Origin of the sequence: Paraburkholderia madseniana (genome assembly GCF_009690905.1) — a bacterium.
In the GTDB taxonomy this organism is placed as follows: domain Bacteria; phylum Pseudomonadota; class Gammaproteobacteria; order Burkholderiales; family Burkholderiaceae; genus Paraburkholderia; species Paraburkholderia madseniana.
In genome coordinates this window covers 45807-69411 of record NZ_VOSW01000046.1, presented here as the reverse complement: position 1 = coordinate 69411, position 23605 = coordinate 45807, and the positions used below count along the sequence as shown (strand labels likewise).

Here is a 23605-nt window from a genome sequence, read left to right as displayed (position 1 = left end):
TTGCGTCGGCAGCAGCCATCTCCACAAGCACGGCCTCTACTATGCCAGTCGCAAAAGAATACATCGTGGGCCCATGTCGGATCAGAATCGCGAACATGTTCGGCGGACATTTTGATGGGGCGCATCCGGATGAAGTTCGACCGCAGGGCGTATATTACCTGCCGCTAACAGGCCGGATGGCCGCATTGAATGGTGGTTTCAGCCTTTTCTGCGTGGACGCCACAGAGGAACGACTAACTATTGCGTTGAATGCAAAGCAGGTTGAAGGTCGCTGGCTAACTTACGGGCCGGTGAACGGCCCCGAATTCATTCCCTTTGATAAACAGGCTCACTTCCGGTCGATCCAGCTAAACGGAAAAAATTGGATTGGAAGGGCATATACCGCCAATGACACAACTGGCGATGAGAAGAGTCGGGCGTGTCTTTTTTACTTTTGCCTGATCCACAATGCGAATGCATTATGCGGATACACGCCTGTCGCATGGCTTGCCAGGCCTAAGCGCAACCAACTATGGAAGATCAAGGCGATCCTCGAGTCGGTTGAGTTTGTCGACACGCCGGCGTCTGCAAGTACCAGTCCAGCGGCCAGCGCCGCGACACCTAGCCAATGAATTGGGTATTCCGGTGTGACGCGCGCAGATCAGTTCACAAGACTCAATGTGCGACCAACATGACTAATCGATGGAAACGGATGACGACGCACAGGGCAGTAGCCCTCTGACGGCCCACGGGTCCCTCACGCCGGCGTCAGCCGATCCCACGAGGCCGCAGAGTTACCTGATGCGCACGGACGTCGGCAAAGGGTCCGCTATTCAAGGAATGCCCAACCACGCCAGAGGCAAAAAACTATGCCCCCAACAAAACCCCAGTCCTAAACGCCCGTGTGCCGGTCACCCGCCCCAACGGCGCCCCAGTCGTAACAAACCGAATCGCACGCCGCATATAAAACACCCCTTCGGTGTTGCTACATAGCGTAGTCGTCTCGTCAGTCAACGGATCGACGATATCAAACAGCGCCTGCCCGACACGAATCGTGTCCCCGATCTTCGCGCGATGAATCAGAATTCCGCTAACAGGCGCATAGAACTGCTCGCTGCCAGCGAGCGGCGTAGCGGGCGCGAGCAACTCGGGCAAAGGCTTCACATCGAGCTTGATAGCCTTGCGCCAGACCAGATAGTCAATCAACGCGTCTGCGTCCTCCTGCGCGACTTCATAAGACACGTCCCGCTGCCCACGGCACTCCACAGTGACAGCAATCGCCCCATTGGGTACCGGTTTATCAGCAGGCATAGCTTGCTGCAGTTGCCACCACAACAAGCTATGCGTCTCATCAAACGACTCACCGCCCGAGTTAGTCGCGAGCAACGAAGCCTGCGCCCCCAGATACCGTGACAAAGGCTCAAACTCAGGCCACGCCGCCTCACTGGTATAGAGGTGCATCGCCGCTTCCAAAGAGCAATGCAAATCGATCACCACGTCCGCATCGAAAGAAAGCTTCAGCAGCGCCAGTTGCAGCGACTCGAACTCAGTCAACGGCTTCTGCTCGGCGAGTTCAGCAGCGATCAACTCGCGAACAATCCGCCGATTCTCCGCAGCATTCGAACCCAAGGCATCCTTAGCCCGCTCCACCAGCTTCGAAAACTGCATGAAGTGTCGATTGAAGTTCTTGCCGCTGCCCAGATCGAAGCGCCCAAGAAACTGCCCGAGCACATACTGCCCAAGTCCGACAGGATTCGCCACCGGCACCAGCACAATCTCGGCATTCAACGCACCTTGCTTCTCCAGTTCGAGCAATCGACGCTTAAGCAAAACCGTCGTCAACATCGCCGGCGTTTCATCGGCATGCAGCGACGACTGGATATAAATCTTCTGTCCGCTATCCGCGGGACCAAAGTGAAACGACACCAGTTCGCGGTGTGTGCCGATAGCCGGCGATAGAAGCGGAATCGATTGCTTGTTCATGAGAGCAAGAAGTCTGGAGAAAAATATGAGGTGAAGAAATCAATTGCCGTACGGATCGAAGTCAAAGTACTTCTTCGCAATCTGCGCGTACGTACCGTCCTTGCGCATCGAAGCAATCGCCTCGTTAATGGACGCCTGCACCGCAGTCTCATCCTTGCGCAAGCCGATGCCCACGCCGCGATCACCCATCGAAAGCGGCTCGCCGACAAACGCAAACCCCTTCCCCGCCGGCGTGCGCAAAAAGCCGTAGTCGGCTTCAACAGATCCGAGCAGCGCGCCATCGAGGCGACCGTTCTGCAAGTCGGCGAACACCTCATCCTGACTCTTGTACGCAACCACGTGCACGCCAAGCGGCGCCCAATTCTTTAGCGCATACCCTTCGAACTGCGTCCCCGACTGCACGCCGATCTGCTTGCCGGCCAACGCATTCAACCCGCCCGCGAGCGCCGAACCTTGCCGCGCGATCAGCCGCGATTTGAACTGGAACAGCTTCGACGAAAACAGAATCTGTTGCTCGCGTTTCTCCGTGATCGCCATCGACGAAAGGATCGCGTCGATCTTGCGCGCCTGCAGCGCGGGAATCATCCCCGAGAACTCGAGTTCGACCCATTGGCAACGCGCATGGATGCGCCGGCAGATTTCGTTGCCGAGATCGACGTCGAAACCCTTGAAGCTGCCATCGGGCGCCTTGGAGTCCATCGGCGGATAGGTCGGATCGATACCGAGGCGCAGCGCGGCGGGGTCGGCGGCAAACGCACCACTGCTGAAAGTCAGCGCGGCGCTCAAGATCATCAGCGGAATTTTCATGGGAGGCGGGTGTGGGTTGGGCGGATTACTACAGGGCCATCCTATGCCGCCGTTGCGCCTCAAAGAAGTCTCAAAAGTAATATCATGATCACTTTTACCGATCACAGAGACTTCTCATGGCGCTGACGATCTCCCAGCTCCGCGCGTTCACCGCCGTTGCCGAGCACGGCAGCATCCGCGCGGCGTCGCGGGCGCTCGGCATCGCCCAGAGCGGCATCACGCAGCAGTTGCAGAACCTCGAATCGATGCTGGGCGCGACTTTATTCACCCGCACGAACCGCGGCATCGCGCTGACCGCGCTCGGCCAGCGGCTCTTGCAGCGCGCCGGCGCGATTCTCGGCGAATGCGAGCGGGCCGAGCAGGAAGTGCAGCAACTGCGTGGCGACTACGCGGGCGAGGTCACGTTCGGCATGACCACGGAGCCGCTGATTGACGCCTTCGCGCCGGTGCTGATGGAATTCCGCGCGCGCTTCGAGCGGGTCGCCGTACATTTGCGCACCGGCACCTCACGGATGATGATTTCGTGGATTCGTGAGGGCAGGCTCGATTTCGCTGTCGCGCTAGTGTCGAAGCACACCGATACGGCCGATCTGTCCGTGACGCCGCTCTATCCGTCCGATCCCGTGGTCGTCTGCCGTCGCGGTCATCCGAAAGCAGGCGCCACCTCGATTGCCGATCTCGTCGATTGCACATGGGTGGCGACGCCCTCGCCGAATCTCACCGACGATCCGCAGGTCAATCGCCTGAACCATCTGTTCGAGAGCCGCGGCCTGCCGTCGCCGAAAATCATCGCGACGGTGGAAGGTCTGTACGAGACGCTGCATCTGGTCGGAGCGACGGACTGCCTGTCGCTGGAGTCGTCGATCGTCGTGAAGCGTGGGCCGTTTGCGAGCACCCTCACGTCGATCAATGTGCCCGAACGCGCAGTCGAGCAGAACGTGTGCCTGCTGCAACGCGCGGCGATTCCCGTCACACCCGCCGCACAGGAACTCGCGACGATGATTGCGTCGTACATGCGTACAGTGCGGGCGCGATGAGCGCTGGGGCAAAAGGAGCCCAACGAGGGCCGCTTTAGCGTCGAACGTGCATTCGCAATGCGCAACGCTTGCGGTGGCCTGGCGTACGGCCGACGGTTCGCAGCGACCACGCTCGACAGAATCAATTTGGCGTTTCGAGCGCGATCAACTCCTCGATGGTCTGCCTGCGCCGAATCAACCGCGGCGTGCCGTTTTCCAGCAACAGCTCAGGCGCCAACGGCCGGCTGTTGTAGTTCGATGACATCGACGCGCCGTATGCCCCGGCGTCATGAAACACGATGAAGTCCCCTACTTCCGGCGCCGACATGGAGCGGCTCGTGACGACACCGCCCGCCTCCTGCGTAAACACATCGCCGGCCTCGCACAACGGCCCGGCCACCGCGAAAGAGCCAGCCGGCGCTTCGCTCGGCACGCCATTACCCTTCACCACCGTCATCTCATGATGGCTGCCGTAGAACGACGGCCTCACCAGATCATTGAATCCCGCATCCACCAAGACGAACTGCCGGTTCGGCCGCCGGTTCAGCGCGTGCACCTCGGCAACCAGCACACCCGCTTCTGCAACCAGAAAGCGCCCCGGCTCGATTTCGAGTCTCACGCGATGCCCAAAATGCGCTTCGATCTGCCGCCGCGCCGCGTCCCAAAGACGGAAATAGTGCTCGACGTCGATCCGCGGTTCGCCTTCGCTATAAGGCACCGACAAACCGCCACCGGCCGAAATAGCTTCGATATCGTGGCCCAAGCCTTGCACCGCTTCGACCATCGCATCGCACACGCGCGATAGATGCGTGTAGTCGACGCCGGAGCCGATATGCATGTGCAGCCCGACCAGCTTCAGACCGTAACGCCGCACCATAGCGATCGCCAGCGGCACGTCGTCAAGCCAGATGCCGTGCTTGCTGTGCTCGCCGCCCGTGTTGGTTTTGTTGCTGTGTCCGTGGCCGAAACCGGGATTGATCCGCAACCACACACGGTGACCTTCAGGCGCGTGTCGTCCAATACGGTCGAGCATATCGAGCGAACCGGCGTTGACCGTGATGCGATGCTCGATCACGGTGGCCAGCGTCGCGTGATCGACAAGATCTGCCGTAAACACCACGCCCTCAGGATCGCCGTCCGGCTGGAAACCCGCCCCGAGACTACGCGCGATTTCGCCTGAAGACACCGCATCGACCATCGCCCCTTCGTCGCGCATCAGCCTCAGGATATGCACGTTCGAACACGCCTTCTGTGCATAGCGAATCACGTCGAAGCTGCGCAATTCGGCGATACGCTGGCGGATCACGTCCGCGTCATAGACCCAAATGGGCGTGCCGTACTGATGCGCGAGTTCGACGAGTTGCGGTGGATTGAATGTGGTCACGGTTGGCGGCCCTCTATATCGAAGCATTAGTGAGCACCATGATGCTGAGAACCGGTCATTCAGTAAAATACCTATTTTTTGCTAATGCATTCATTCCTGATATAGAAATCATGGCGCTCACTCATCGACATATCGAAGTCTTCCGCGCGTTGATGACGGCAGGCAGCGTCACCAAGGCAGCCGAGATGCTGTTCACTTCACAACCCACGGTAAGCCGCGAACTTGCGCGCATGGAACAGAGCATCGGTTTTGCCTTGTTCGAACGCGTGCATGGACGGCTGCGTCCAACCATGTCCGCGTTGACGTTGTTCGATGAAATCAAGCGCGCCTACATCGGCCTAGAACGAGTGGCGTCCACAGCGGCAAGTCTGCGCGAATTCCAGGGCGGCCAGCTTTCCATCATCGCGTTACCCGCGTTTTCGCACTCGATCCTGCCAGGCGCGGCGAAACGTTTTCACGATGTACAGCCGGGCGTCAGTCTCTCGATCGCGACGCAGGAATCGCCGTTTCTCGAAGAATGGCTGACCGCGCAGCGTTATGACCTCGGCTTGACCGAACACGGCGCGCCGCCTGCTGGAACACGCCTGACGCCCTTGCTCGAAGTGGACGAAGTTTGCGTGCTGCCCGATGGGCATCCATTGCTCGCAAAGCGCGTGATCGATTTGACGGACTTCGCGAATCAACCCTTCATCAGCCTGTCGTCGAACGATCCGTACCGGATTCAGATCGACGAAGCCTTCACGCAAGCGGGCATCGCGCGCCGCCAGATGATCGAGACACCCACCGCCGTCTCCGTTTGCAGTTTCGTGCGGCAAGGTCTCGGCGTGGCCATCGTCAATCCGCTTACGGCGTTGGATTTCGCGGGCCGCAATCTGCATATCCGGCCGCTTGCCGTGTCGCTGCCGTTTCGCGTGAGCGTGGTTCATCCGGAGCATCGCCCAAGCCATCCGCTGGCCGTTGCGTTCGTCGACGCGCTGCAAAGCGAGGCCGACGCGTTGCGAATACAATTAAAAACCCACTCAAAACGCAAGCAGCAATAAGGGCGCTATTCGACTAACAAACCGCGCCACGTTCGCCCATCAACAGGAGTTTCCCAAATGATGAATCGAGACAATCCCGTCTGGCTGATTACAGGCTGTTCCACCGGCTTCGGCCGCGAGTTAGCGAAGTTGGTGCTGGAGCGCGGCTGGCGCGCGGTGGTCACCGCACGAGACCCGTCGAAAGTGAAAGATATCGCCGAAGCGCATGGCGATCGCGCGCTGGTTCTCCCGCTCGACGTGACGAACCGCAAGCAGATCGACGACGTGGTCGCGCAAGCCAAACAACGTTTCGGCCGCATCGACGCGCTCGTCAATAACGCGGGTTACGGCTATCTGGCCGCGATCGAAGAAGGCGAGGACGACGAAGTCCGCGCCATGTTCGAGACCAACGTGTTCGGCCTGGTCGACATAACGAAAGCCGTGTTGCCGATCATGCGTGAGCAGCACAGTGGCTTGATCGTGAATGTGTCGTCGATTGGCGGCATCACGAGTTTCGCCGCGACCGGTTATTACCACGCCACCAAATACGCGGTGGAAGGTTTGTCCGAATCGCTCGCGACGGAAGTGAAGCCGCTCGGTATCGATGTATTGATCGTCGAACCCGGCCCGTTCCGCACGAACTGGGCAGGTCCGTCGATCAAGCAATCGGCGACCGAGATCGACGACTATGCAGCCACGGCTGGCGAGCGCCGCAAGCAAACCGAGGCGCGCAGCGGCAAGCAGGCGGGCGATCCGGTGCGCGCCGCCCAGGCGATCATCGACGCCGCGCTGTCAGACAAGCCGCCGCTGCGTTTGCTGCTCGGCAAGATGGCGCTCGAACTGGCGCGCAAGAAGCTGGACTTCATGCGCGGCGACTTCGATGCGTGGGAGGCCACGACGGTCGGCGCGGATTATCCGGCTTAAAACTCGACCAACGCAAAATCTTCCTTGCCCACGTCGCACAGTGGGCAGCGCCAGTCGGCCGGGACATCTGCCCAGCGGGTGCCCGGCGCGATACCTTCTTCCGGCAAGCCGGCGGCTTCGTCGTAGATCCAGCCGCAAATCACGCAGACCCATTGTTTGAAGTCGTCCGCAAGCGCGGCGCTTTCTTCCGCCGCATGCGGGGCATCGACCGCCGCTCGCGACGCCGCCATCTCATCAAGGCTCACGACCAAAGGCGCGACCGTACCTGCACTATTTTCAGCAAGGCGTGCCTGCAGGCTTTCCAACAGCCGTTGCGCTTCGACCTGCGTCAAATCGATCCAGTACGGATCGCCAGCGCCGTCGTTGAGCCGTTCGGGAGAAAACTGGATTTCTACAGCGACGCCCTTCTTGTACATGGCAAATCGGAATATCGATGAAGCCGGCGGCGAGCGCCGGTATAGAGTCGAATGCTTGAAGCGAGGGCTTCGCGGCGGGATCAGACGAACTGGTTCAGCACGATCGCCGCAATCAGTCCAGCGGCGCCGATGAGGCCCAGCAGTTGCAGCAGAGTGAGGGATTTACGGGATGCGGTGGGGATGTGTTGCGTAGTCACGAGGCGTTCTTAAAGATCGGAAAAAGCGAAATAGTACACGGGTCGGAGGCGGGCGCATCTCGATTGGCGCAAACCTCGGCGTGCCAGATGCCATTATCGCTAGTCGATCGGCTTGAATTCCCTACCGGGTGGAGATGGATTCATTCTCCACCGGGCGGAAAGCGGCCTACGAAACAGCGACCTCGCCAGCATGCTCCGACACCGCCGCCACGATCGCGGCAACGGCCGAAGCCCCAAAAGAACTCGAATATCAGGTATTCGACAATGGATTGCCGTGACGCGAATCCCAGAAGCGGATCACCGCGGCGCCACCCGTGCCGGCGCCCACCACGTGATCCGGCGCGCCGCTTTCGCGCAACAAGGCGCGTAATTCGTTGATGACCGGAAACACCTCGTGATTCCAGTCCGCGCCCTGCGAATCGTGCGCACGTTGTTCTGCTTCGACGATTTCGCGGTCTTCCTTGAAGATGCGTTCGGTGAACCACACGAGCAGCGGCCACGCGAGATTCAGCACGCCTGGAATGCCCGGTTTGCGAATCGACAGCAGGCCAAAGGTGCGGTTCGTGCGCTGCTCACGATCGAGCGGCACATAGACGATCCACAAATCCATCACCAGCGTCTGATCGGACGTGCGAATCTGCAGCGTCTGATACGGATACTCGGTGCGGATCGTCATCACGTCCTTGTCGTTGTCGCCACCGGTCTTGCGGCTCTGGCCGAACACGATCGCTTCGCCGATCGGCTGCTGGCCGGCCATGCGCGCAAACGTGTAATCGACTTCGACCCAGCCCTCGCCACGCCGGCGACCCACCGACCGCGCGCGCATCTGCCCCATTTGCCGGCGATGCAGGAACTGATGGTTCATATCCATCAGATTCTCGTGCATGAACGAATAGTGGCAATTGACCGGACGGCCGAAACGGCGCGTCTTGTACTTCTTGTCGGATACGGCGCCAAACGCGGGTAGCGGCCGTTCTTCGGCCAATTCGATATTGCCGGGAAACACGAAAATCAGGCCTTCGACTTCGCGGCACGGATAAGAACGCACGCCATTGGGCAGACGTTCGCGGCCCAGATACGGCACGTCGATGCAGGTGCCCGAACAGTCGTAGGTCCAGCCGTGATACCCGCAGCGGATCGACTCGCCGTCCACCACGCCCTGATGCAACGGTACCTGGCGATGCGCGCAGCGATCTTCGAGCGCGAACACCTTGCCGGACTCCGTACGCGCCAGCACGATCGGCTCACCCGCGAACGTCACACCATGCGTCTTGCCCCGCTTCACCTCATGCGACCACGCGAGCGGATACCAGTAATCAGGGTGAATACCGACGCGGCGCAGATCGCGCACTGGGGCGTCGTTGGCTGCCTGATCCGGCGCGTGTGCATTCGCGCCTGTTGGCGCGTTGGTTTGCGCGGCGGCATGAGCAGAAGACGTATGGACCGGCGCATCGACGGTGTCTTGTTCGAGCGGGGGAACAGCATGCATAGGTGGAGCCTCCGTGCACGAGCGGATGGAAGGTGGTCGCCCTGCAATTCGCGGGCCGACATCGCCGTACAGTCTACTCGAAGCCGAAGCGGCATGGTTCCGCTGGTGGCATGCCATACCCCATTGCGCAGCCCATGGGCGCAATCGCGCCTGCCTGCGACCCTACGGTCGTCAAATGAGGCGATTGGCGGTTAGCTTTCGTCGCGCGCCACGAGCCCGGAGCGGCGTTGCACGCCCCACGAGCGTCCGCCACGCAGGAAATGCAGCCAGCCGAGCAGTGCGCCGACGTGCCGCACCAACTGGAACGTGAACGGCTCGGCGATCGCCGCGAGCACCGCCATCCACAAACTGGAGCCGGTGCGCTCGCCGGTCCAGCGGCGGTACAGATGGATGCACCAGAGATAAAACGCGAGGTCGATCGCCGTTTTGAGGCCGATCACGCTGAAAATCGACACGACGATCGCGCCGTGCCCGCCGAACAGAAAGCCGAGCAGCAGCGCGAAGGCGGTCAGCCCGTAGATCGGCTGCATCGTATCGATGGCCTTGACCGGCAGCATCAGCATGCCCATCGTGCCGTAGCGCGGGTTGCCGGTCATGTCACGGTTCCAGTATTGCGTTTGCAGGAAACCCGCAAACCAGCGGCGGCGCTGCCGCAGGAAACTGCTGAGGTTGTCCGGCGCGTCGGTATGCGCATGCGCATCGCCGACCACACGCACGTCCCAGCCGAGACCATGATCGACCGAATAGCGGTGCAGCCGATGAATCAGTTCGTAGTCTTCGACCAGGCACTGCGGATCGAAACCGCCCACGTCGACCAGCGCGTCGCGCCTGAACGACGCGAAGGCGCCGGAAATCAGCAGCAGACTGTCGGCGCGCATCCATGCAAAACGGGCGATGAAATTGCGCATGTACTCGTAGGTCTGGAACCACTGGAACACGCGGCCCGACACCGATTTGCCGCACACCGGCACCAGAATGCCGGCCGCCGCGACCAGCTTCGGCTCGCTCGCGAAGGCGGCGCGCATCGCGTAGGTGGCGTCGTCGTCGAGCAGCGTGTCGGCGTCGACGGTCATCACGGTCTCGGTGGTCATGACCATGATGGCGGCGTTCAGCGCACGCGCCTTGCCGCCGTGCGGCACGCGCAGCCAGTACAGATTCGGGTAGAGCGAACTCGGCGCGCTCAGCACGCCATTAGCGGCGGCAGTGAGGCCAAAGCGTTCGGTAAGCAGCGCATGGGTGGCATCGGTGGAACCGTCGTCGGCGATCACAATTTGCGCCGGGCCATGCGTCTGGCGCAGCAGCGCGGCGAGCGTCACCGGCAATACCGTCGCCTCGTTATGCGACGCGACGATCACACCCATGCCCGGCAAGTTGCGCGCATCGAAGTCCGGCTCGAGCGGCGGCGTGGGCCGCATCAGCGGCAGCGTTTTCCAGGTGACGAACGCAAGCAGCAAGGTGTCGTACACGACGTACGCAATGCCGGTCGACCACGCCACCACGCCTTGCAGAAAGAATGCGCGGGCGAACAGCAGCAACCACAGCATGACGACGCTGAAATGAATCAGCGTGCTCAGCAGCGTAGTGGGACGCGGCAGAATGCGCGGCGATGCAAGGGCGAGTGCCTGTTCCAGAGTTTTCTTCAAAATGACTGCTGAGTCCGTCGTTGGTGGTTATTAGATAGAAAGCAGCGTGGCGGTGCTTACCGCACCATGCGTTTCAGAACCGACTTGCGATCGATCCATTGATGCTTCAACGCGCCGCCGATATGCATCGCCAGCAACGCATACAGCGCGTAGCCAAGCCACGTATGCAAGGCGCCGAAGCGGTCGTGCAAGGACTCCTTGAGCACCGGATCGAGATTCATCACGTAACCGATGCGCGGCCAGGGGAACAGATTGAACAGGCGCATCGGATGCGTGGCGGCATCTTTCCACGCGGAATCGTGCAGCCAGCCGGATAGCGGCAGTGCGATCATCAGCAGATACAGCAGGAAATGGGCAACGTGCGCGGCGATCTTTTCCCACGACGGAAACTCACGCGGCAACGGCGGCGGCTTGTGTGTCACGCGCCACAAGATACGCATCAGCGCGAGACCGAGCACCGTGATCCCGATCGACTTATGAGTGTCGACTACCGGACGCACCCAGTCGTCGGGCCATGATTCCGCGGTCAGGCCGAGTACGACATTGCCGATCATCAGCAGCGCGATCAGCCAGTGCAGCGTTATCGCCGTGCGGGTATAGCGCGACGCCAGCGGCGTGCCGGTCGAATCGGTCAGGGAGTCGGCGTGAGTATTCATCGGTCGTTCCGTCTACAAATGGTTTTCTGGCGAAAGCTGTTTGAAAATTCGGCCGTGCCGCAGCAGGTCTGATCACGCCGGCGGTATGAAGCAAACGCATCAGTTTGCCGTTTTATTCCGCCAGTTGCTTAATTGTGTGTTTCCGATTATTTCGACGTATTTCGACGGCGCGAGGCAAATCACGCCTGGAGCGCCGCACCAACCCGCGCCCGCAAAGTCGGCAATACATCCGCTTCGAACCACGGGTTGCGCTTGAACCAGGCAATATTGCGCGGCGAGGGGTGCGGGAGCGGTATCACGTGGGGGCCGTAATCTCGCCAGCGCAGCAGCGTATCGGTTAGCGTCGGCCCGAAGGCGTCACCGAGGCCAAAACGCTGTGCGTATTGGCCAATCAGTAACGTGAGCCGCACCTCGCGCAACTGCGCGAGCAAGGCCTGATGCCAAAGCGCGGCGCATTCGGGCCGCGGCGGCAAATCGCCACTCGCCCCTCTGCCCGGAAAGCAGAAACCCATCGGCACGATGGCAAATTTCGAGGCGTCGTAAAAGCTCTCGTCGGAGACTTCGAGCCAGTTGCGCAAACGTGCGCCACTGGCGTCGCTCCATGGAATGCCCGAAGCATGCACGCGCGCACCGGGCGCCTGCCCGATGATCAGAATGCGCGAATCAGCCGACGCCACGACGACCGGCCGCGGCGCATGCGGCAGCACCGGCGCGCACACCGTACAGGCGCGAATGTCGTGCAATAACGTGTTCAGTGAAATGGGTTTCCTGGCGGTCATACCAAGGCGCGGGTCAGGATCCGGTTTAGCGTTTTACAAACCGATAGTGTCCCACGCCCCACTCATTCCCGTTCGCGTAGCCGAACATGAACATGAACACGCGCGCGCCGTGGCCGGCTCATCTCAATGCCGCGGCGGCCACGGAATCAGCGCGCTGGTGGTGCGCATGTAATCGGCGTAACCGGCGCGCCTTTTCGCCATGCTTTCTTCGAGCAGCGGGATGCCGGAGAGCTTCAGCAGCAGAAACACCATCAGCACCGGCGGCAACAAGGTGAACCAACCCCAGGGCGTGCCGATCGACAGCGCGATGTAAGCAACCCAATGCACGCATTCAAAGAAGTAGTTCGGATGCCGTGAATAGCGCCACAGGCCAACGCGGCACACGCTGTTGTGATTGGCCGGGTCCTGTGTGAAGCGCTTGAGTTGACGGTCCGCGATGCCTTCGCCGACTACCGATGCGATCCACACCACAACCGCCAGCACGATCCAGCCGACGGCCGGTGGGCTGCTCCGATACGACGGCACCAGAAACGCGATCGACAGCAGCATCGAAATCACGACTTGCACCTGGAAAAACCAGAACATCTTGCTGGCTGCCTTGTCGCCCCATTCTTCACGGAAGCGGCGATAGCGCGCGTCTTCCGGTTTGCCGAAATTGCGTCTCCACAGATGCGTCCCGAGCCGCACGCCCCAAACCAGGCCACCCAGCGCGGCCAGTGCACGCGATACCGGATCGCCGTTGCCGAGCACGGCGTAGAGCACCGCGACGAGGCCGAGCGAATAAGCCCAGACCGGGTCGACCATGCCGGCGTTCGCGGTCTTCAACTGCCACACCCAGACGGCGCTGAAGATCACGATGAGCGCAATCAGGGCGATCACGGCGGCGGCAAGTGGCGACATGGGGGCCTCATTCGATGGCGATGCGGGTTATACGCTGTAAGGGCGCGATCGGATGCACGCGGGCGGGATTTCCGGCCCGATCATCTGTTCAACGGAGCTAGGCGTCCGCGGCCCGATAGCGGTATCGTGTCGGCAACGCCTGCCTCCACCGAATCTTCCGGTCATGCCGACTCGCTTCAACGCAGCTTTCACCGCTCTGCTCGCCGCCGCCTTGTTCGGCGCGACCACGCCGCTCGCCAAGGCGCTGCTCGGCTCGCTGTCGCCGTTTCTGCTGGCCGGACTGTTCTACCTCGGCAGCGGCACGGGCCTTGCCGCCGTGATTCTGGCGCGCCGCCTGAAAGGTCAGGCGGACGGGCAGCCGGTCAGTCACCACCGCTTCCCGGTGCGCGAAGTGCCGTGGCTCGCCGGCGCGATCGTGGCCGGTGGTGTCGCGGGGCCGGCACTGTTGATGCTTGGTCTGAAAACGACGCCAGCCGCCACCGGCTCGCTGTTGCTGAATCTCGAAGGCGTATTCACCGCGTTGATCGCGTGGATCGTGTTTCGCGAGAACGTCGACATTCAGGTGTTCCTGGGCATGGCCGCGATCGTCGCGGGCGGCGTGGCATTGTCGTGGCAGCCCGGCGCGGCCGGCTTGCCGCCCGGCACACTGCTGCTAATCGGCGCCTGCGCCTGCTGGGCGGTCGACAACAATCTCACGCGCAAGGTGTCGACTCACGATGCCATGTTCATTGCCTGCGTAAAAGGGCTCGTGGCCGGGTCGGTCAACGTGACGCTCGCGCTCACTTTTGGTGCAGCATGGCCCAAGGCCGCGACCGTCGCACTCGCCATGCTGACGGGTTTCGCAGGCTACGGCGTGAGTCTCGCGCTGTTCGTCGTCGCACTGCGCAATCTCGGCACCGCGCGCACCGGCGCCTATTTCTCGGTCGCGCCACTATTTGGTGTGACCTTATCGTGGCTCCTGTGGCCGGAGATGCCGCCGCCGCTGTTCTGGGTGGCCGCTGCCCTGATGATGCTGGGTGTCTGGCTGCACATCCGCGAACGTCACGAGCATCCGCACACTCACGCCCCGTTGGACCACACGCATCGTCATCGGCACGATGCGCATCACCAGCACGAGCACGATTTCGCATGGGACGGCGACGAGCCGCACACGCATCCGCATTCCCATGCGCCGATCACGCACGCGCACGCGCATTTCCCAGATATTCATCACCGGCATACACATTGATTTCTCGCTTCACCGCGTGGTGCGGGCGCTTGCTGCAGCACAAGACAAAAATCTCTGTGGAGCGAGTCATTCGATAGACCAATTCAATTGGCATCGCGGCCAATCGCATCCTCTAATGAAACTCCTGTCGTGCGCCCGTTCCCGGCAACCCCGCCGGTCCACCCCGTTTGCCCCGGAGAGTTCCATGTCCCAACCCGAGCCTAATGTCGACGAAGTGGTGAGAAGCATCGCAGAGGAAACCGATACCCCCACGGAAACGGTCTCGAGGATGTATGCAGACACACTGGCCGACTACCGGCACGAAGCGCGTGTATTCGATTACGTGCCGCTGTTCGCCGCGAAGAAAGTACGCGACAAGCTGCGCCATACCTCGAAACACAAACACTGATTTGGCGGCGCGCGGAGACCACCCCCTGCCTGGTAGCACGCTGGATCGACCCCGCTGGCTCGCGCGGCGATTCTTCAGAACACATACCGAATTATTTTTCGCGTTGCCAGAACGCGTACCTGTTTATTTTTCCCACTGCTAGACTCTGACCCGGATACATCGACTCGGGGGAAGATGGCATGCGGGTGACAATCGTAGGCGCGGGCATTGCCGGCTTGAGCACAGCGTGGTCGCTTGCGAAGCTGGGACACGACATCACTCTGATTGAGCAGGGCTCGATTCCGAACCCACTCGCCGCCTCGGGCGACCGGAGTCGCATGATCCGTCGCGCCTATGGCGATGCTGACGGCTACGCACGTAACATCGCCGAGGCATTCGATAGTTGGGATCTGCTGTGGAATGACCTGGGCGTGTCCCACTATGCGAACTGCGGCGTGCTCGGCATTTCGCAACACGCAGGCGATGGCGCCGAGCAATTTCGCACCGGTCTCGATCGGATGAAATTCGAGTACGAACAGCTCGACCCGCGCGAAGCGGCCGAGCGTTATCCGTTTCTCGACCCCTCCACGTTTCGCTACGCCTATCTCGATCAGGATGGCGGCGCGCTGTTTAGCGAACGCATCGCACGCGACATGAAAGCGTGGCTCAAGATGCGCGGCGCCGAAATTCGCACGCATACCAAGGTGCTCGCAGTCGATGCGCATGCGGCCTCCGTGCGGATCGAAGACGACACGATCATTCGCGCCGACCGCCTCGTGGTCACCGCCGGCGCGTGGACGCTGCAACTGTTCCCCTCGCTCGCCGAAAACCTGATGACTTATCGCAACGTGGTCGCCTATCTGGAGCCACCCGCGGATCTGGCGGACGCGTGGTCGAATGCGCCCGCTATCGTCGATATTGGCGGCGCCAGCAGCGGTTACGTGCTGCCGCCAATCGACGACGTCGGCCTGAAGTTCGGCGCCAGTGTGCACAAATCGCGTGCGCCTGATCCTGATGCCAATCGCATCGCGGCGCCCGGAGAAGGCGACAGTCTGCGCCGGTTGTTTTCACCGCCGTTCAGCCGCATCGACGAATATACGGTCACCGAAGTAAAAACCTGCGCTTACACGTTCACTGCGGACGAACGCTTTTTTTCGAAGCGCATCGGCAACACGCTGGTGGTGTCGGCATGCTCGGGCCACGGCTATAAATTCGGCGCGGCAGTCGGGCGCCGGGTCGCGCAAGCGCTGGATACCGGTGACGACGCTGGGCTTGCGCGTTGGCTCAGGGCGGAAGCGGTCTAGTTCTCTTTCGTCACAACAATACGACGCTCGTTCGTGATCTAGCGTAGCCCACGCACCACGGTGGCGAGTCGCGCCACCAATGCGTCCGCTTCGTGTGGCTTGACACCCGCGTAGCCAAGCATGAAACCGTTATAGCGCGCGGCGTCTTTAGCAGGCGGCTGACAAAACGCACTGAGCGCAGCGATGTGCAAACCGTGCTCGCGTGTCACTGCGCTCACGTCCTGGTCGCGCAGCGGCACATCGAGCCGCATCGTCAGATGCATGCCGCCGCCGTCGGACGAGACGGTCACCAGGTCGCCCATATGCCGCTCGATCGCATTCACCAATGCGGTGCGGCGCTGCTGATACAGTCGCCGCATGCGCCGCAGATGCCGCGCATATTTCCCACTATCGATGAAGTCCGCCAACGCGATCTGTTCAGCCACGCGGCCTTGCCGTGCGATCTCGCTGAGCGCCTCGTCGATATCGGCGACGAGGTGCGCCGGCACGACCATGAAGCCCATCCGCAGCGCCGGAAACATCGTCTTGCTGAAGGTGCCGAGGTAAATCACTGGCGTGTCGGCCGCGAGGCCCTGGATCGACGGCAACGGCGGACCGCTGTGGCGCAGTTCGCTGTCGTAGTCGTCTTCGATGATCCACGCGCCGCGCGCCACTGCGTTCTCGATGATCGACCAGCGCCGCTCGAGGCTCAGCACGCTGCCGAGCGGATATTGGTGCGAGGGTGTGATGTACATCAGACGCGGTGGCGTCTGTTCCCAGTGATCGGGCGTCGGCGCCATGCCGGCGGCGTCGACGGGAATCGGCACCAGTTGCAAACCAGCGGCCTGGAATGCAGCCTTTGCACCGTGGTAGCCGGGGTCCTCAACCCAGACGCTATCGCCGGGGTCTGCCAGCATGCACGCGCATAGATCGAGACTCGCCTGCGTGCCCGAGGTGATGAACACCTGCTCCGCGGAACACCGCACACCACGCGACACGCGCACATATTCCGCGATCGAGCGGCGCAATGCAGGGTGCCCGGCGTTGTTGCCGTAACCGAGTTCGCGCGGTTCGACCACACGCCATGCGCGCTCCATCGAGGCACGCCATTGCGCGAGCGGAAATTCATCGAGTGCGGGTACGCCGGGACGAAACGGCGTGGGGTCGTCGGGATTCGTGCGCTCGCGCGGCAGGTCGGCGACACGGCGTGACAGGTGGTTTTCAGGCGTCGGCACGCTGCCGCTTGCTGCCGAGATCGAAGCACCTGAACCGCTTACCATGCTGACAATGGAACCATGCCGGCTCGCCGTGATGAAGCCCTCGTCGGTGAGCCGCTCGTACGCGTAAAGCACCGAGTTGCGCGCAATGCCCAATTGTTCGGCAAGCGCTCGCGTCGCAAGAAGACGGCTGCCGTGGCGGATATCGCCATCAAGAATCGCGCGACGCAGACTCTCGTAGAGCAAGTCCTGCTGCGTAAGCTTGCGCCCACCCATTGCGCGTTCGACGTTCGACATCAACAGGCCGTAGTCCAATTCCGTGGCTCCAAATTCCGGTCGCATTGTGGAGCTAACAATGGTGCCACAATTTTCTTATGCTGACGGTTGGTGCAGCCGTCTACGCCTGTTCGACCCAGCCATAGCGGTCGCGAGCCACTCCCCCTCAACCATCACAACACAAGGAGCCACGTCCATGTCCGACGCGATTCAAATCCGCCCCGTCACGCCCGCCGACTTCGACGCCTGGCTGCCGCTGTGGGACGCCTACAACGCGTTCTACGGCCGCTCGGGTGAAACGGCATTGCCGTTCGAGGTCACGCAGGTCACATGGGGGCGTTTCTTCGACGCCTACGAGCCGATGCACGCGATGGTCGCCGAACGCAACGGCCAGTTGCTTGGCCTCGTGCACTTCCTGTATCACCGTCACACGACCATGGTGGCGCCGACCTGCTATCTGCAAGATCTCTACACGCTGGAAGCGGAGCGCGGCAAAGGTGTCGGCCGTGCGTTGATCGAAGCGGTGTATGCGCGCACCAAGGCCGACGGCTTGCAACGGGTCTACTGGCAGACGCATGAGACGAATCACACGGCAATGAAGCTGTACGACAAGGTCGCGGACCACTCCGGTTTCGTGATCTACCGCAAGGCGTTGTGATACACAGCAGCAGGCCCGCCTAGCGGGGTTTGCGTCCCCGCTTTGCATCCCCTTCTCGCGTCGCCATTCTTGCGCGACCAGGCACCGCATTCGCATACCCGGCGGCCGATCCTGCCGGCATGCGTAGCGCATCGCCCTCATCGACTCTCACCGCACTCGTTCCCCTTCACCGCTCAAGTTTGCAGGCAGCCTGCCGTTATCGCCATTGGACGGAGCGCCATCTGGCTCCCACGCGACCTTGGGCGATCTCCTCACGGAGGGGCGCAAAACGAATCGGAAACTGTACATGCCTTCGATCATCGGCATCGATCTTGGAACCACGCATAGTCTTGCGGCCGTCTGGCGCAATAACGAGGCTGCCCTCATCCCGAACGCACTGGGCGACGTGCTGACGCCGTCGTGCGTCTCGATCGACGACGACGGCTCCATCCTTGTCGGCCGGCCCGCTCATGACCGGCTGCATACGCATCCCGAACGCACCGCCGCCAACTTCAAACGCTACATGGGCACGAATCGCAACGTGTCGCTCGGCATGCAGACACTGCGTCCTGAAGAACTGTCCTCGCTGGTGCTCAAATCGCTGAAAGCCGATGCTGAGGCGTTCCTCGACGAAACGGTAGGCGACGCCGTGATCGCCGTGCCCGCCTATTTCAGCGACGCGCAACGCAAAGCCACGCGCATCGCCGGCGAACTGGCCGGGCTCAATGTGCTGCGCCTCGTCAACGAACCGACCGCAGCCTCGCTTGCGTACGGCGTGCATCAGCGCGACAGCGAACGCAAATTCCTGATCTTCGATCTGGGCGGCGGCACGTTCGATGTCTCCGTGCTCGACTTCTTCGAAGGCGTGATGGAAGTGCGCGCCAGTACGGGCGACAATTTTCTGGGTGGTGAGGATTTCACGGAGGCGCTTGTTGAGTTGTTCTGCCAGCGCAATCGCCTTCAAGTCAAATCGCTCACGCCCATTGCTGCACAACGTCTGCATCAGCAGGCCGAACGTGCGAAGCGTCTGTTCACGCAGAGCGGCGCCGATAGCGTCACGCTCAAGCTTACGGTTGGCGATAACGAGCACAGCCTCGAACTCGATGCGGCGGCCGCGGAACGGACCTGCGAGCATCTGCTGCAACGGCTGCGCAAACCAGTCGAACGTGCGTTGCGCGATTCGAAGATCGCCGTTGATGCGCTCGATGAAATCATCCTCGTCGGTGGCGCCTCGCGTATGCCGATGGTGCGCAAGCTGGTCTCGAAGATGTTCGGCCGTTTGCCCGCCGCGAATCTGAACCCGGACGAAGTCGTCGCGCTCGGCGCTGCTGTGCAGGCAGGGCTCGTTACGCGAGACGCAGGTCTCGACGAAATGGTGCTGACCGACGTCGCGCCGTATAGCCTCGGCATCGAGGCTGCGATGCAGGTCAGTGCCAATCAATATGTGCCGGGGCATTTTCTGCCGATTATCGAGCGTAATACGATCGTGCCGGTGAGCCGCATGCAGCGCATTTTTACGGTCAGTGACCGTCAGCAGATGTTGAGCATCAAGGTGTTCCAGGGCGAAGCGCGTTTGACGGTCGACAACGTGCCGCTTGGTGAATTCACGCTCGACGTGCCGGTCAAGCCGGCCGGTCAGGCCGGTGCGGATGTGCGCTTCACCTACGACGTCAACGGCGTGCTGGAAGTGGAAGCCACTGCGTTTCCCGGCGGCGTGAAGCGTGCGATGGTGATCGAAGAAAACCCCGGCGTGCTGACTCCGGAAGAAATTGGCGAACGACTCGCGACATTGAGTGCGCTAAAGATTCATCCGCGCGATCAACTGGAGAATCGCACGCTGCTCACGCGCGCGGATCGAGTCTATGAGGAAACGCTGGGGGAGCATCGGCAATATCTGGCCGCGCATATCGCGCGCTTCCAGTCGCTGCTCGAGCGGCAGAACGCCGAGGAGATCGCCCATGCGCGCGGCGAATTGAGCGCGCTGCTGGATCGCTTCGATGTGCATGTGACGTACTGACCGGCTATGGATACGACTTCTGCCCACCACTGGCCGTGGGACGTGCTCGGCATTGCGGCAAACGCCGACGAGCGGACCGTGCGCCGCGCTTATGCGCGTCTTTTGAAACAGCAACGCCCGGATGAGGATGCCGAGGCGTTTCAGCGGCTTCGGTACGCGTATGAGTCGGCTTTGCAGATGGCGAGCGGCGGCGCTGCGGGGACGATAGCCGTGGTGTCGGCTTCAGTGCCAGTCTCGGTGCCAAGCCCACCGCCTGAGGCACACCTCCGCGAACACGACGCCTTCGAAAGCGCCGTGCAGTTGTGGCAGCACTTCGTCTCGCAACGGGGTCAGCTCGAGTCGCGTCGTTCGCTGCAGGATCTATTTGCGGTCGTCGTCAATATTCAGACGCGCGACGAACTCGAATGGCAAGCGCTGGTTCATTGTTTGAACGAAGATGCGCCGGCCACGCTGCGTATGAATCTAAGTGCTGTCCTGGGATGGCGGGACAACGCTGCCCACCTGAGGCGGCGCAACGCAGCCATCGCAACACTCGCGCTGGATCGTGTATTCGCCGATGAGGACTACAACGCGTTGCGCCTACGCTTCACAAATGCAATGGCGCTGCTCGAGGGGCCGCAGCCTCAGTTGGCGGCCGGCGCACATGCATTGCTGCGCGCTGGCGTGCGAACCGAGATGGAACAGTTGTTGACCACGCTCGGTCGTTATCATCCGAATGTCGTACGCCTGCGGCTCGACAGCGAGAAGGTCGAATTCTGGACCCGCTGCCTGTCGTTCCGGATTGGCGCGGGCCGCCTGTTCGGTCCAGCGCTTGTGCTGAGCGCATGGTGCGGCTTGCTGTTCGCCAACGCGTCGATGAACCTGAATAGCGATCGGTGGTTCGATCAATGGACGCCCGTTCAGCTGGCCGTGCTTCTGGCCACTCTGATGGTGACGCTGGTCACCAGCGCCGCGACGACTGTGCTGCTGTCTGAACCACAGCAACAGCGGCTGCGGATGCTGCGCTCGATTGGCTGGCTGCGTTACGGATGGATTCCGGTGTGGCTTGGCGCGACCGCCGCCGCGTTGTGCGACGGAGGCAGCGGGCGCTTGACGTCGATCGCAATGGACACACTCGGGATCTGCACGATGTGGGCCGCGCTGATCTATGGATGGCCGCGCATCAAACAACTCGCGATACTCGCCGCCGTCGGAGCGATCGGGTTCGGCTTCGCCGGCCATTGGCTCTCCACGGATCCTCGCGCGTGGCAGATGCCGTTCGCGCACGGCGTGCTGTTTGCTTTCTTCTTCTCTTTTGCGCAGCAGGAGTGTCGCGGCTGGCTCGCACGTCGCCCCCGCCTCGCATGGTTTGGAGCGACGATGTGGTTTGCGGGTTTCGTCACGTTGATCGTTTTGCTGTTGCAAAGGGACGAGCGTTCGACGCAATTTGCGTGGGCGCTTTTTACGGTGATGGCCGCAGCGGGTGGTGTGTTGGCGACGACGCGTTGGGCTGATTTGCGTCGGGTTGTGCCGCCCTTTTTCCGTGGCTACGTACACCTCGTCTGGTTGGCGCTTGCACTCTCCAAGCCGGACATCATCGCTTGCGTGAGCGCGGGATTGATGAGTGTTTGGATTATTGAAGAGCTGAAACAACGACGTCTATCGCAGCGGACGGCGCAATAACCGCTCGCGTGGGCACCTGTGCATGGGATGACCCTACTTCAGTGGATGAAGCTCTCCGGGCGATGGATCGAGACCGTCGGCTTTGAACCTCGATCCCGCGTGCGTATCACCGTCGAGCACAAGAGACTCATCACTACACCGCTTTAAAAGCAGAAGGGCCGTGAAACACGGCCCTTTGTTATCTAAACCACGACAGACAACAAATATAGCGATTTGCAATTCAATATTTGTCTTGTACGGCTAGACACGATGCGGCAACGGCAGCAACAGATCAATCATCTAATGGCTCACAAAGCCAAGTCCCGTCACCTCTAAGCGTCTGCACCTTCTTCGCCTCATAGTCGTAGAGCAGCCATTGCTCCTCATATCGATCTCCCTCGTCCAGATATGGCCATGTTGCAAGCTCTCCGCCGAGATCAAACCGAAAGACCGTCTTTACATCTTTCGGTAAGACCTCGATCGACATCAATATTTGCCCATCGAGATATTGCGACGCTTCATTGATGGCTTCGCTCGACGCCTCGTTGTCCGCGAGCCACGTACCATTCGAGCTTATCGTCCAGTTGCACATATAGATCCAAAGGTGCCACCGACCAGACACGACTACCCGACGACGATCTGCGGACTTGTGCACTTCAGGCAACTCCGATCGCGACAAACGCGGTTCCTGAATCCGCAGATGCGGGTCACCGTACTCCAGGGTAAGGTACGATCCGACGCCTTTCCGGACCTGCCAGGTGGGCAAGCCGCAGACGTCCGAAAAAGCGTCTTTTATGTCATCACGCAACATACTTCCGCCTAGTTATTGGTCGGGCAAAACATACCTATCGCTTTCGCTTTGATCTCATGGTAGCCGTAGTCTTGACCAGTTATCGCGTCATGCAACTTACGACGCTGACCTTTGGTCAAGCCAAGCTCCCTAACGATATCGCTAACTTGTTTGTTTTGAGCTTGATTGTTGCCCGGCGTACCTGTCGACCTGAGACCGAACGGGTCGTTAAGTTGAACCGGATTCCCGTTGACGTGAGCATACGCATTCGTCCGCCCACTGGCCCACCCAATCGGATCCTCACTGATGAACCGTCCGGTCTGCGGACTATAGTACCGGCTCCGATAGTAATACATCGGTACTACGATAGACCAACCCGGTTTGCAGTTGGAAGGTCACGTCATTGTTGCACCAGTCGAACGTACGTACCGCACTATTGACGTATGCCGAATTGCAGGTGGCGCATCGCCGGTTACGCGAGGGTCAGCGGTAGATAAACCCTATACAAAAATTCCCTCACGAAGGCGCAAGCACTCTGGACTTAAAAATCACAACCCCAAGTCGAACGCCAATCCATATCCCACACGCCATTCCGAACGGGAACAATGCCAACGTAGCCTCACGCCACCCGTGCTTCGCCCATAGAGAAAATCCGCTACTGACAACCACAACCATCAAAACCATAGAGTAAAAATCAAACAGTTGCCACGGTGACAACAAACCGTTCGACCATGCCGGCAGCCCCCCATTTTTTACCTTTTGGCCAGAAAAGATGGTTTAAAAAGAGAACACACAAGGCCAGGAAAAAACCCATCGCACTTGCTAGCGCGCCTATGAATACCCAACTCCCAAGCGGCATATTGGCAACGGGCTGCACGGACAATCCTGCCACAAGCACTACCAATAGTATTACCACCTTGATCACAGGCCAGAACATGAATTTATTTGCCACGAGTA

The 23605-nt window shown here is 60.8% G+C and carries 24 protein-coding genes; 11 read left to right on the top strand and 13 right to left on the bottom strand.

Annotated elements, in window-relative coordinates:
• The first annotated feature begins 95 nt into the window (after positions 1-95).
• Complete coding sequence (locus FSO04_RS23765) at positions 96-611, top strand: hypothetical protein (RefSeq protein WP_154563065.1); 516 nt, start codon at positions 96-98, stop codon at positions 609-611.
• 235 nt (positions 612-846) lie between these two features.
• On the opposite strand, the gene FSO04_RS23760 is transcribed toward FSO04_RS23765, so the two are convergent.
• Both FSO04_RS23760 and FSO04_RS23755 read right to left on the bottom strand, forming a co-directional pair.
• Positions 847-1962 carry a succinylglutamate desuccinylase/aspartoacylase family protein gene (locus tag FSO04_RS23760; protein WP_154563063.1) on the bottom strand — a complete coding sequence of 372 codons (1116 nt, stop codon included), beginning with the start codon at positions 1960-1962 and terminating at the stop codon, positions 847-849.
• A 39-nt stretch (positions 1963-2001) separates the two neighbouring features.
• Entirely contained in the window at positions 2002-2769 is a 768-nt protein-coding gene (locus FSO04_RS23755; protein ID WP_154563061.1) for a transporter substrate-binding domain-containing protein, read from the bottom strand.
• A gap of 116 nt (positions 2770-2885) precedes the next feature.
• On the opposite strand from FSO04_RS23755, the gene FSO04_RS23750 reads away from it, so the two are divergent.
• The gene (locus FSO04_RS23750; protein WP_154563059.1) at positions 2886-3806 is read left to right on the top strand and encodes a LysR substrate-binding domain-containing protein; all 921 of its coding nucleotides are present in this window, start codon (positions 2886-2888) and stop codon (positions 3804-3806) included.
• Between the two features lie 121 nt (positions 3807-3927).
• Here FSO04_RS23750 and lysA read toward each other — a convergent pair whose 3' ends face one another.
• Positions 3928-5196, bottom strand: coding sequence for a diaminopimelate decarboxylase (gene lysA, locus FSO04_RS23745; RefSeq protein ID WP_154563057.1), 1269 nt, complete (start codon positions 5194-5196; stop codon positions 3928-3930).
• 83 nt (positions 5197-5279) lie between these two features.
• Between lysA and FSO04_RS23740 the strand changes: the two genes are divergently transcribed.
• Together FSO04_RS23740 and FSO04_RS23735 are read left to right on the top strand one after the other, a co-directional pair.
• Entirely contained in the window at positions 5280-6209 is a 930-nt protein-coding gene (locus FSO04_RS23740) for a LysR family transcriptional regulator (RefSeq protein WP_154563055.1), read from the top strand.
• Between the two features lie 57 nt (positions 6210-6266).
• A complete protein-coding gene (locus FSO04_RS23735; protein WP_154563053.1) occupies positions 6267-7112 on the top strand; it encodes an oxidoreductase in 846 nt (281 codons plus the stop codon).
• Here FSO04_RS23735 and FSO04_RS48550 read toward each other — a convergent pair.
• The 6 genes from FSO04_RS48550 to FSO04_RS23700 all read right to left on the bottom strand — a co-directional run bounded on the left by FSO04_RS48550 (position 7109) and on the right by FSO04_RS23700 (position 13192).
• Positions 7109-7528 carry a rubredoxin gene (locus FSO04_RS48550; RefSeq protein WP_154563051.1) on the bottom strand — a complete coding sequence of 140 codons (420 nt, stop codon included), beginning with the start codon at positions 7526-7528 and terminating at the stop codon, positions 7109-7111. The two genes, FSO04_RS23735 and FSO04_RS48550, sit on opposite strands and share 4 nt — an antisense overlap.
• A 447-nt stretch (positions 7529-7975) precedes the next feature.
• Positions 7976-9214, bottom strand: a complete 1239-nt coding sequence (locus FSO04_RS23720) for an aromatic ring-hydroxylating oxygenase subunit alpha (protein ID WP_154563049.1) — start codon at positions 9212-9214, stop codon at positions 7976-7978.
• A 191-nt stretch (positions 9215-9405) separates the two neighbouring features.
• Positions 9406-10857 (bottom strand): glycosyltransferase family 2 protein, encoded by a 1452-nt coding sequence (locus tag FSO04_RS23715; protein ID WP_154563047.1) that lies wholly within the window; start codon positions 10855-10857, stop codon positions 9406-9408.
• A gap of 56 nt (positions 10858-10913) precedes the next feature.
• Positions 10914-11513 carry a cytochrome b gene (locus FSO04_RS23710; RefSeq protein ID WP_154563045.1) on the bottom strand — a complete coding sequence of 200 codons (600 nt, stop codon included), beginning with the start codon at positions 11511-11513 and terminating at the stop codon, positions 10914-10916.
• 179 nt (positions 11514-11692) lie between these two features.
• Positions 11693-12292, bottom strand: coding sequence for a uracil-DNA glycosylase family protein (locus FSO04_RS23705; protein WP_154563043.1), 600 nt, complete (start codon positions 12290-12292; stop codon positions 11693-11695).
• A 123-nt stretch (positions 12293-12415) separates the two neighbouring features.
• Entirely contained in the window at positions 12416-13192 is a 777-nt protein-coding gene (locus FSO04_RS23700) for a DUF1295 domain-containing protein (RefSeq protein WP_154563041.1), read from the bottom strand.
• A 163-nt stretch (positions 13193-13355) separates the two neighbouring features.
• Here FSO04_RS23700 and FSO04_RS23695 point away from each other — a divergent pair, with 163 nt between their 5' ends.
• From FSO04_RS23695 to FSO04_RS23685, 3 genes are all read left to right on the top strand, one after another.
• Entirely contained in the window at positions 13356-14420 is a 1065-nt protein-coding gene (locus tag FSO04_RS23695; protein WP_154563039.1) for a DMT family transporter, read from the top strand.
• A 184-nt stretch (positions 14421-14604) separates the two neighbouring features.
• Positions 14605-14808 (top strand): DUF3562 domain-containing protein, encoded by a 204-nt coding sequence (locus FSO04_RS23690; RefSeq protein WP_154563037.1) that lies wholly within the window; start codon positions 14605-14607, stop codon positions 14806-14808.
• A gap of 179 nt (positions 14809-14987) precedes the next feature.
• Positions 14988-16091, top strand: coding sequence for an NAD(P)/FAD-dependent oxidoreductase (locus FSO04_RS23685; protein WP_154563035.1), 1104 nt, complete (start codon positions 14988-14990; stop codon positions 16089-16091).
• Between the two features lie 38 nt (positions 16092-16129).
• Here FSO04_RS23685 and pdxR read toward each other — a convergent pair whose 3' ends face one another.
• Positions 16130-17602, bottom strand: a complete 1473-nt coding sequence (pdxR, locus tag FSO04_RS23680; protein ID WP_154563032.1) for a MocR-like pyridoxine biosynthesis transcription factor PdxR — start codon at positions 17600-17602, stop codon at positions 16130-16132.
• Between the two features lie 157 nt (positions 17603-17759).
• Between pdxR and FSO04_RS23675 the strand changes: the two genes are divergently transcribed.
• The 4 genes from FSO04_RS23675 to FSO04_RS23660 all read left to right on the top strand — a co-directional run bounded on the left by FSO04_RS23675 (position 17760) and on the right by FSO04_RS23660 (position 22026).
• Positions 17760-18221 carry a GNAT family N-acetyltransferase gene (locus FSO04_RS23675; protein ID WP_154563030.1) on the top strand — a complete coding sequence of 154 codons (462 nt, stop codon included), beginning with the start codon at positions 17760-17762 and terminating at the stop codon, positions 18219-18221.
• A 286-nt stretch (positions 18222-18507) separates the two neighbouring features.
• Entirely contained in the window at positions 18508-20217 is a 1710-nt protein-coding gene (locus tag FSO04_RS23670) for a molecular chaperone HscC (protein ID WP_154563028.1), read from the top strand.
• A gap of 6 nt (positions 20218-20223) precedes the next feature.
• Positions 20224-21879, top strand: coding sequence for a J domain-containing protein (locus FSO04_RS23665; protein WP_154563026.1), 1656 nt, complete (start codon positions 20224-20226; stop codon positions 21877-21879).
• Positions 21880-21906: 27 nt separating this feature from the next.
• Complete coding sequence (locus tag FSO04_RS23660; protein ID WP_154563024.1) at positions 21907-22026, top strand: SymE family type I addiction module toxin; 120 nt, start codon at positions 21907-21909, stop codon at positions 22024-22026.
• A gap of 124 nt (positions 22027-22150) precedes the next feature.
• Here the strand turns inward: FSO04_RS23660 and FSO04_RS23655 are convergent, their stop codons facing one another.
• The 3 genes from FSO04_RS23655 to FSO04_RS23645 form a co-directional block, all read right to left on the bottom strand.
• Positions 22151-22669 (bottom strand): hypothetical protein, encoded by a 519-nt coding sequence (locus FSO04_RS23655; RefSeq protein ID WP_154563022.1) that lies wholly within the window; start codon positions 22667-22669, stop codon positions 22151-22153.
• 8 nt (positions 22670-22677) lie between these two features.
• Positions 22678-23004 carry an RHS repeat-associated core domain-containing protein gene (locus FSO04_RS48760; RefSeq protein ID WP_154563020.1) on the bottom strand — a complete coding sequence of 109 codons (327 nt, stop codon included), beginning with the start codon at positions 23002-23004 and terminating at the stop codon, positions 22678-22680.
• 338 nt (positions 23005-23342) lie between these two features.
• Positions 23343-23600 (bottom strand): hypothetical protein, encoded by a 258-nt coding sequence (locus FSO04_RS23645; RefSeq protein ID WP_154563018.1) that lies wholly within the window; start codon positions 23598-23600, stop codon positions 23343-23345.
• Positions 23601-23605: the final 5 nt, after the last annotated feature.

Excerpts from the sequence above, each read along its gene's own strand:
- FSO04_RS23765 (WP_154563065.1), top strand. The coding sequence starts at position 96 with ATGTTCGGCGGACATTTTGATGGGGCGCATCCGGATGAAGTTCGACCG.
- FSO04_RS23760 (WP_154563063.1), bottom strand. The coding sequence starts at position 1,962 with ATGAACAAGCAATCGATTCCGCTTCTATCGCCGGCTATCGGCACACAC.
- FSO04_RS23755 (WP_154563061.1), bottom strand. The coding sequence starts at position 2,769 with ATGAAAATTCCGCTGATGATCTTGAGCGCCGCGCTGACTTTCAGCAGT.
- FSO04_RS23750 (WP_154563059.1), top strand. The coding sequence starts at position 2,886 with ATGGCGCTGACGATCTCCCAGCTCCGCGCGTTCACCGCCGTTGCCGAG.
- lysA (WP_154563057.1), bottom strand. The coding sequence starts at position 5,196 with ATGCTTCGATATAGAGGGCCGCCAACCGTGACCACATTCAATCCACCG.
- FSO04_RS23740 (WP_154563055.1), top strand. The coding sequence starts at position 5,280 with ATGGCGCTCACTCATCGACATATCGAAGTCTTCCGCGCGTTGATGACG.
- FSO04_RS23735 (WP_154563053.1), top strand. The coding sequence starts at position 6,267 with ATGATGAATCGAGACAATCCCGTCTGGCTGATTACAGGCTGTTCCACC.
- FSO04_RS48550 (WP_154563051.1), bottom strand. The coding sequence starts at position 7,528 with ATGTACAAGAAGGGCGTCGCTGTAGAAATCCAGTTTTCTCCCGAACGG.
- FSO04_RS23720 (WP_154563049.1), bottom strand. The coding sequence starts at position 9,214 with ATGCATGCTGTTCCCCCGCTCGAACAAGACACCGTCGATGCGCCGGTC.
- FSO04_RS23710 (WP_154563045.1), bottom strand. The coding sequence starts at position 11,513 with ATGAATACTCACGCCGACTCCCTGACCGATTCGACCGGCACGCCGCTG.
- FSO04_RS23705 (WP_154563043.1), bottom strand. The coding sequence starts at position 12,292 with ATGACCGCCAGGAAACCCATTTCACTGAACACGTTATTGCACGACATT.
- FSO04_RS23700 (WP_154563041.1), bottom strand. The coding sequence starts at position 13,192 with ATGTCGCCACTTGCCGCCGCCGTGATCGCCCTGATTGCGCTCATCGTG.
- FSO04_RS23695 (WP_154563039.1), top strand. The coding sequence starts at position 13,356 with ATGCCGACTCGCTTCAACGCAGCTTTCACCGCTCTGCTCGCCGCCGCC.
- FSO04_RS23690 (WP_154563037.1), top strand. The coding sequence starts at position 14,605 with ATGTCCCAACCCGAGCCTAATGTCGACGAAGTGGTGAGAAGCATCGCA.
- FSO04_RS23685 (WP_154563035.1), top strand. The coding sequence starts at position 14,988 with ATGCGGGTGACAATCGTAGGCGCGGGCATTGCCGGCTTGAGCACAGCG.
- FSO04_RS23675 (WP_154563030.1), top strand. The coding sequence starts at position 17,760 with ATGTCCGACGCGATTCAAATCCGCCCCGTCACGCCCGCCGACTTCGAC.
- FSO04_RS23670 (WP_154563028.1), top strand. The coding sequence starts at position 18,508 with ATGCCTTCGATCATCGGCATCGATCTTGGAACCACGCATAGTCTTGCG.
- FSO04_RS23665 (WP_154563026.1), top strand. The coding sequence starts at position 20,224 with ATGGATACGACTTCTGCCCACCACTGGCCGTGGGACGTGCTCGGCATT.
- FSO04_RS23660 (WP_154563024.1), top strand. The coding sequence starts at position 21,907 with ATGACCCTACTTCAGTGGATGAAGCTCTCCGGGCGATGGATCGAGACC.
- FSO04_RS23655 (WP_154563022.1), bottom strand. The coding sequence starts at position 22,669 with ATGTTGCGTGATGACATAAAAGACGCTTTTTCGGACGTCTGCGGCTTG.
- FSO04_RS48760 (WP_154563020.1), bottom strand. The coding sequence starts at position 23,004 with ATGTATTACTATCGGAGCCGGTACTATAGTCCGCAGACCGGACGGTTC.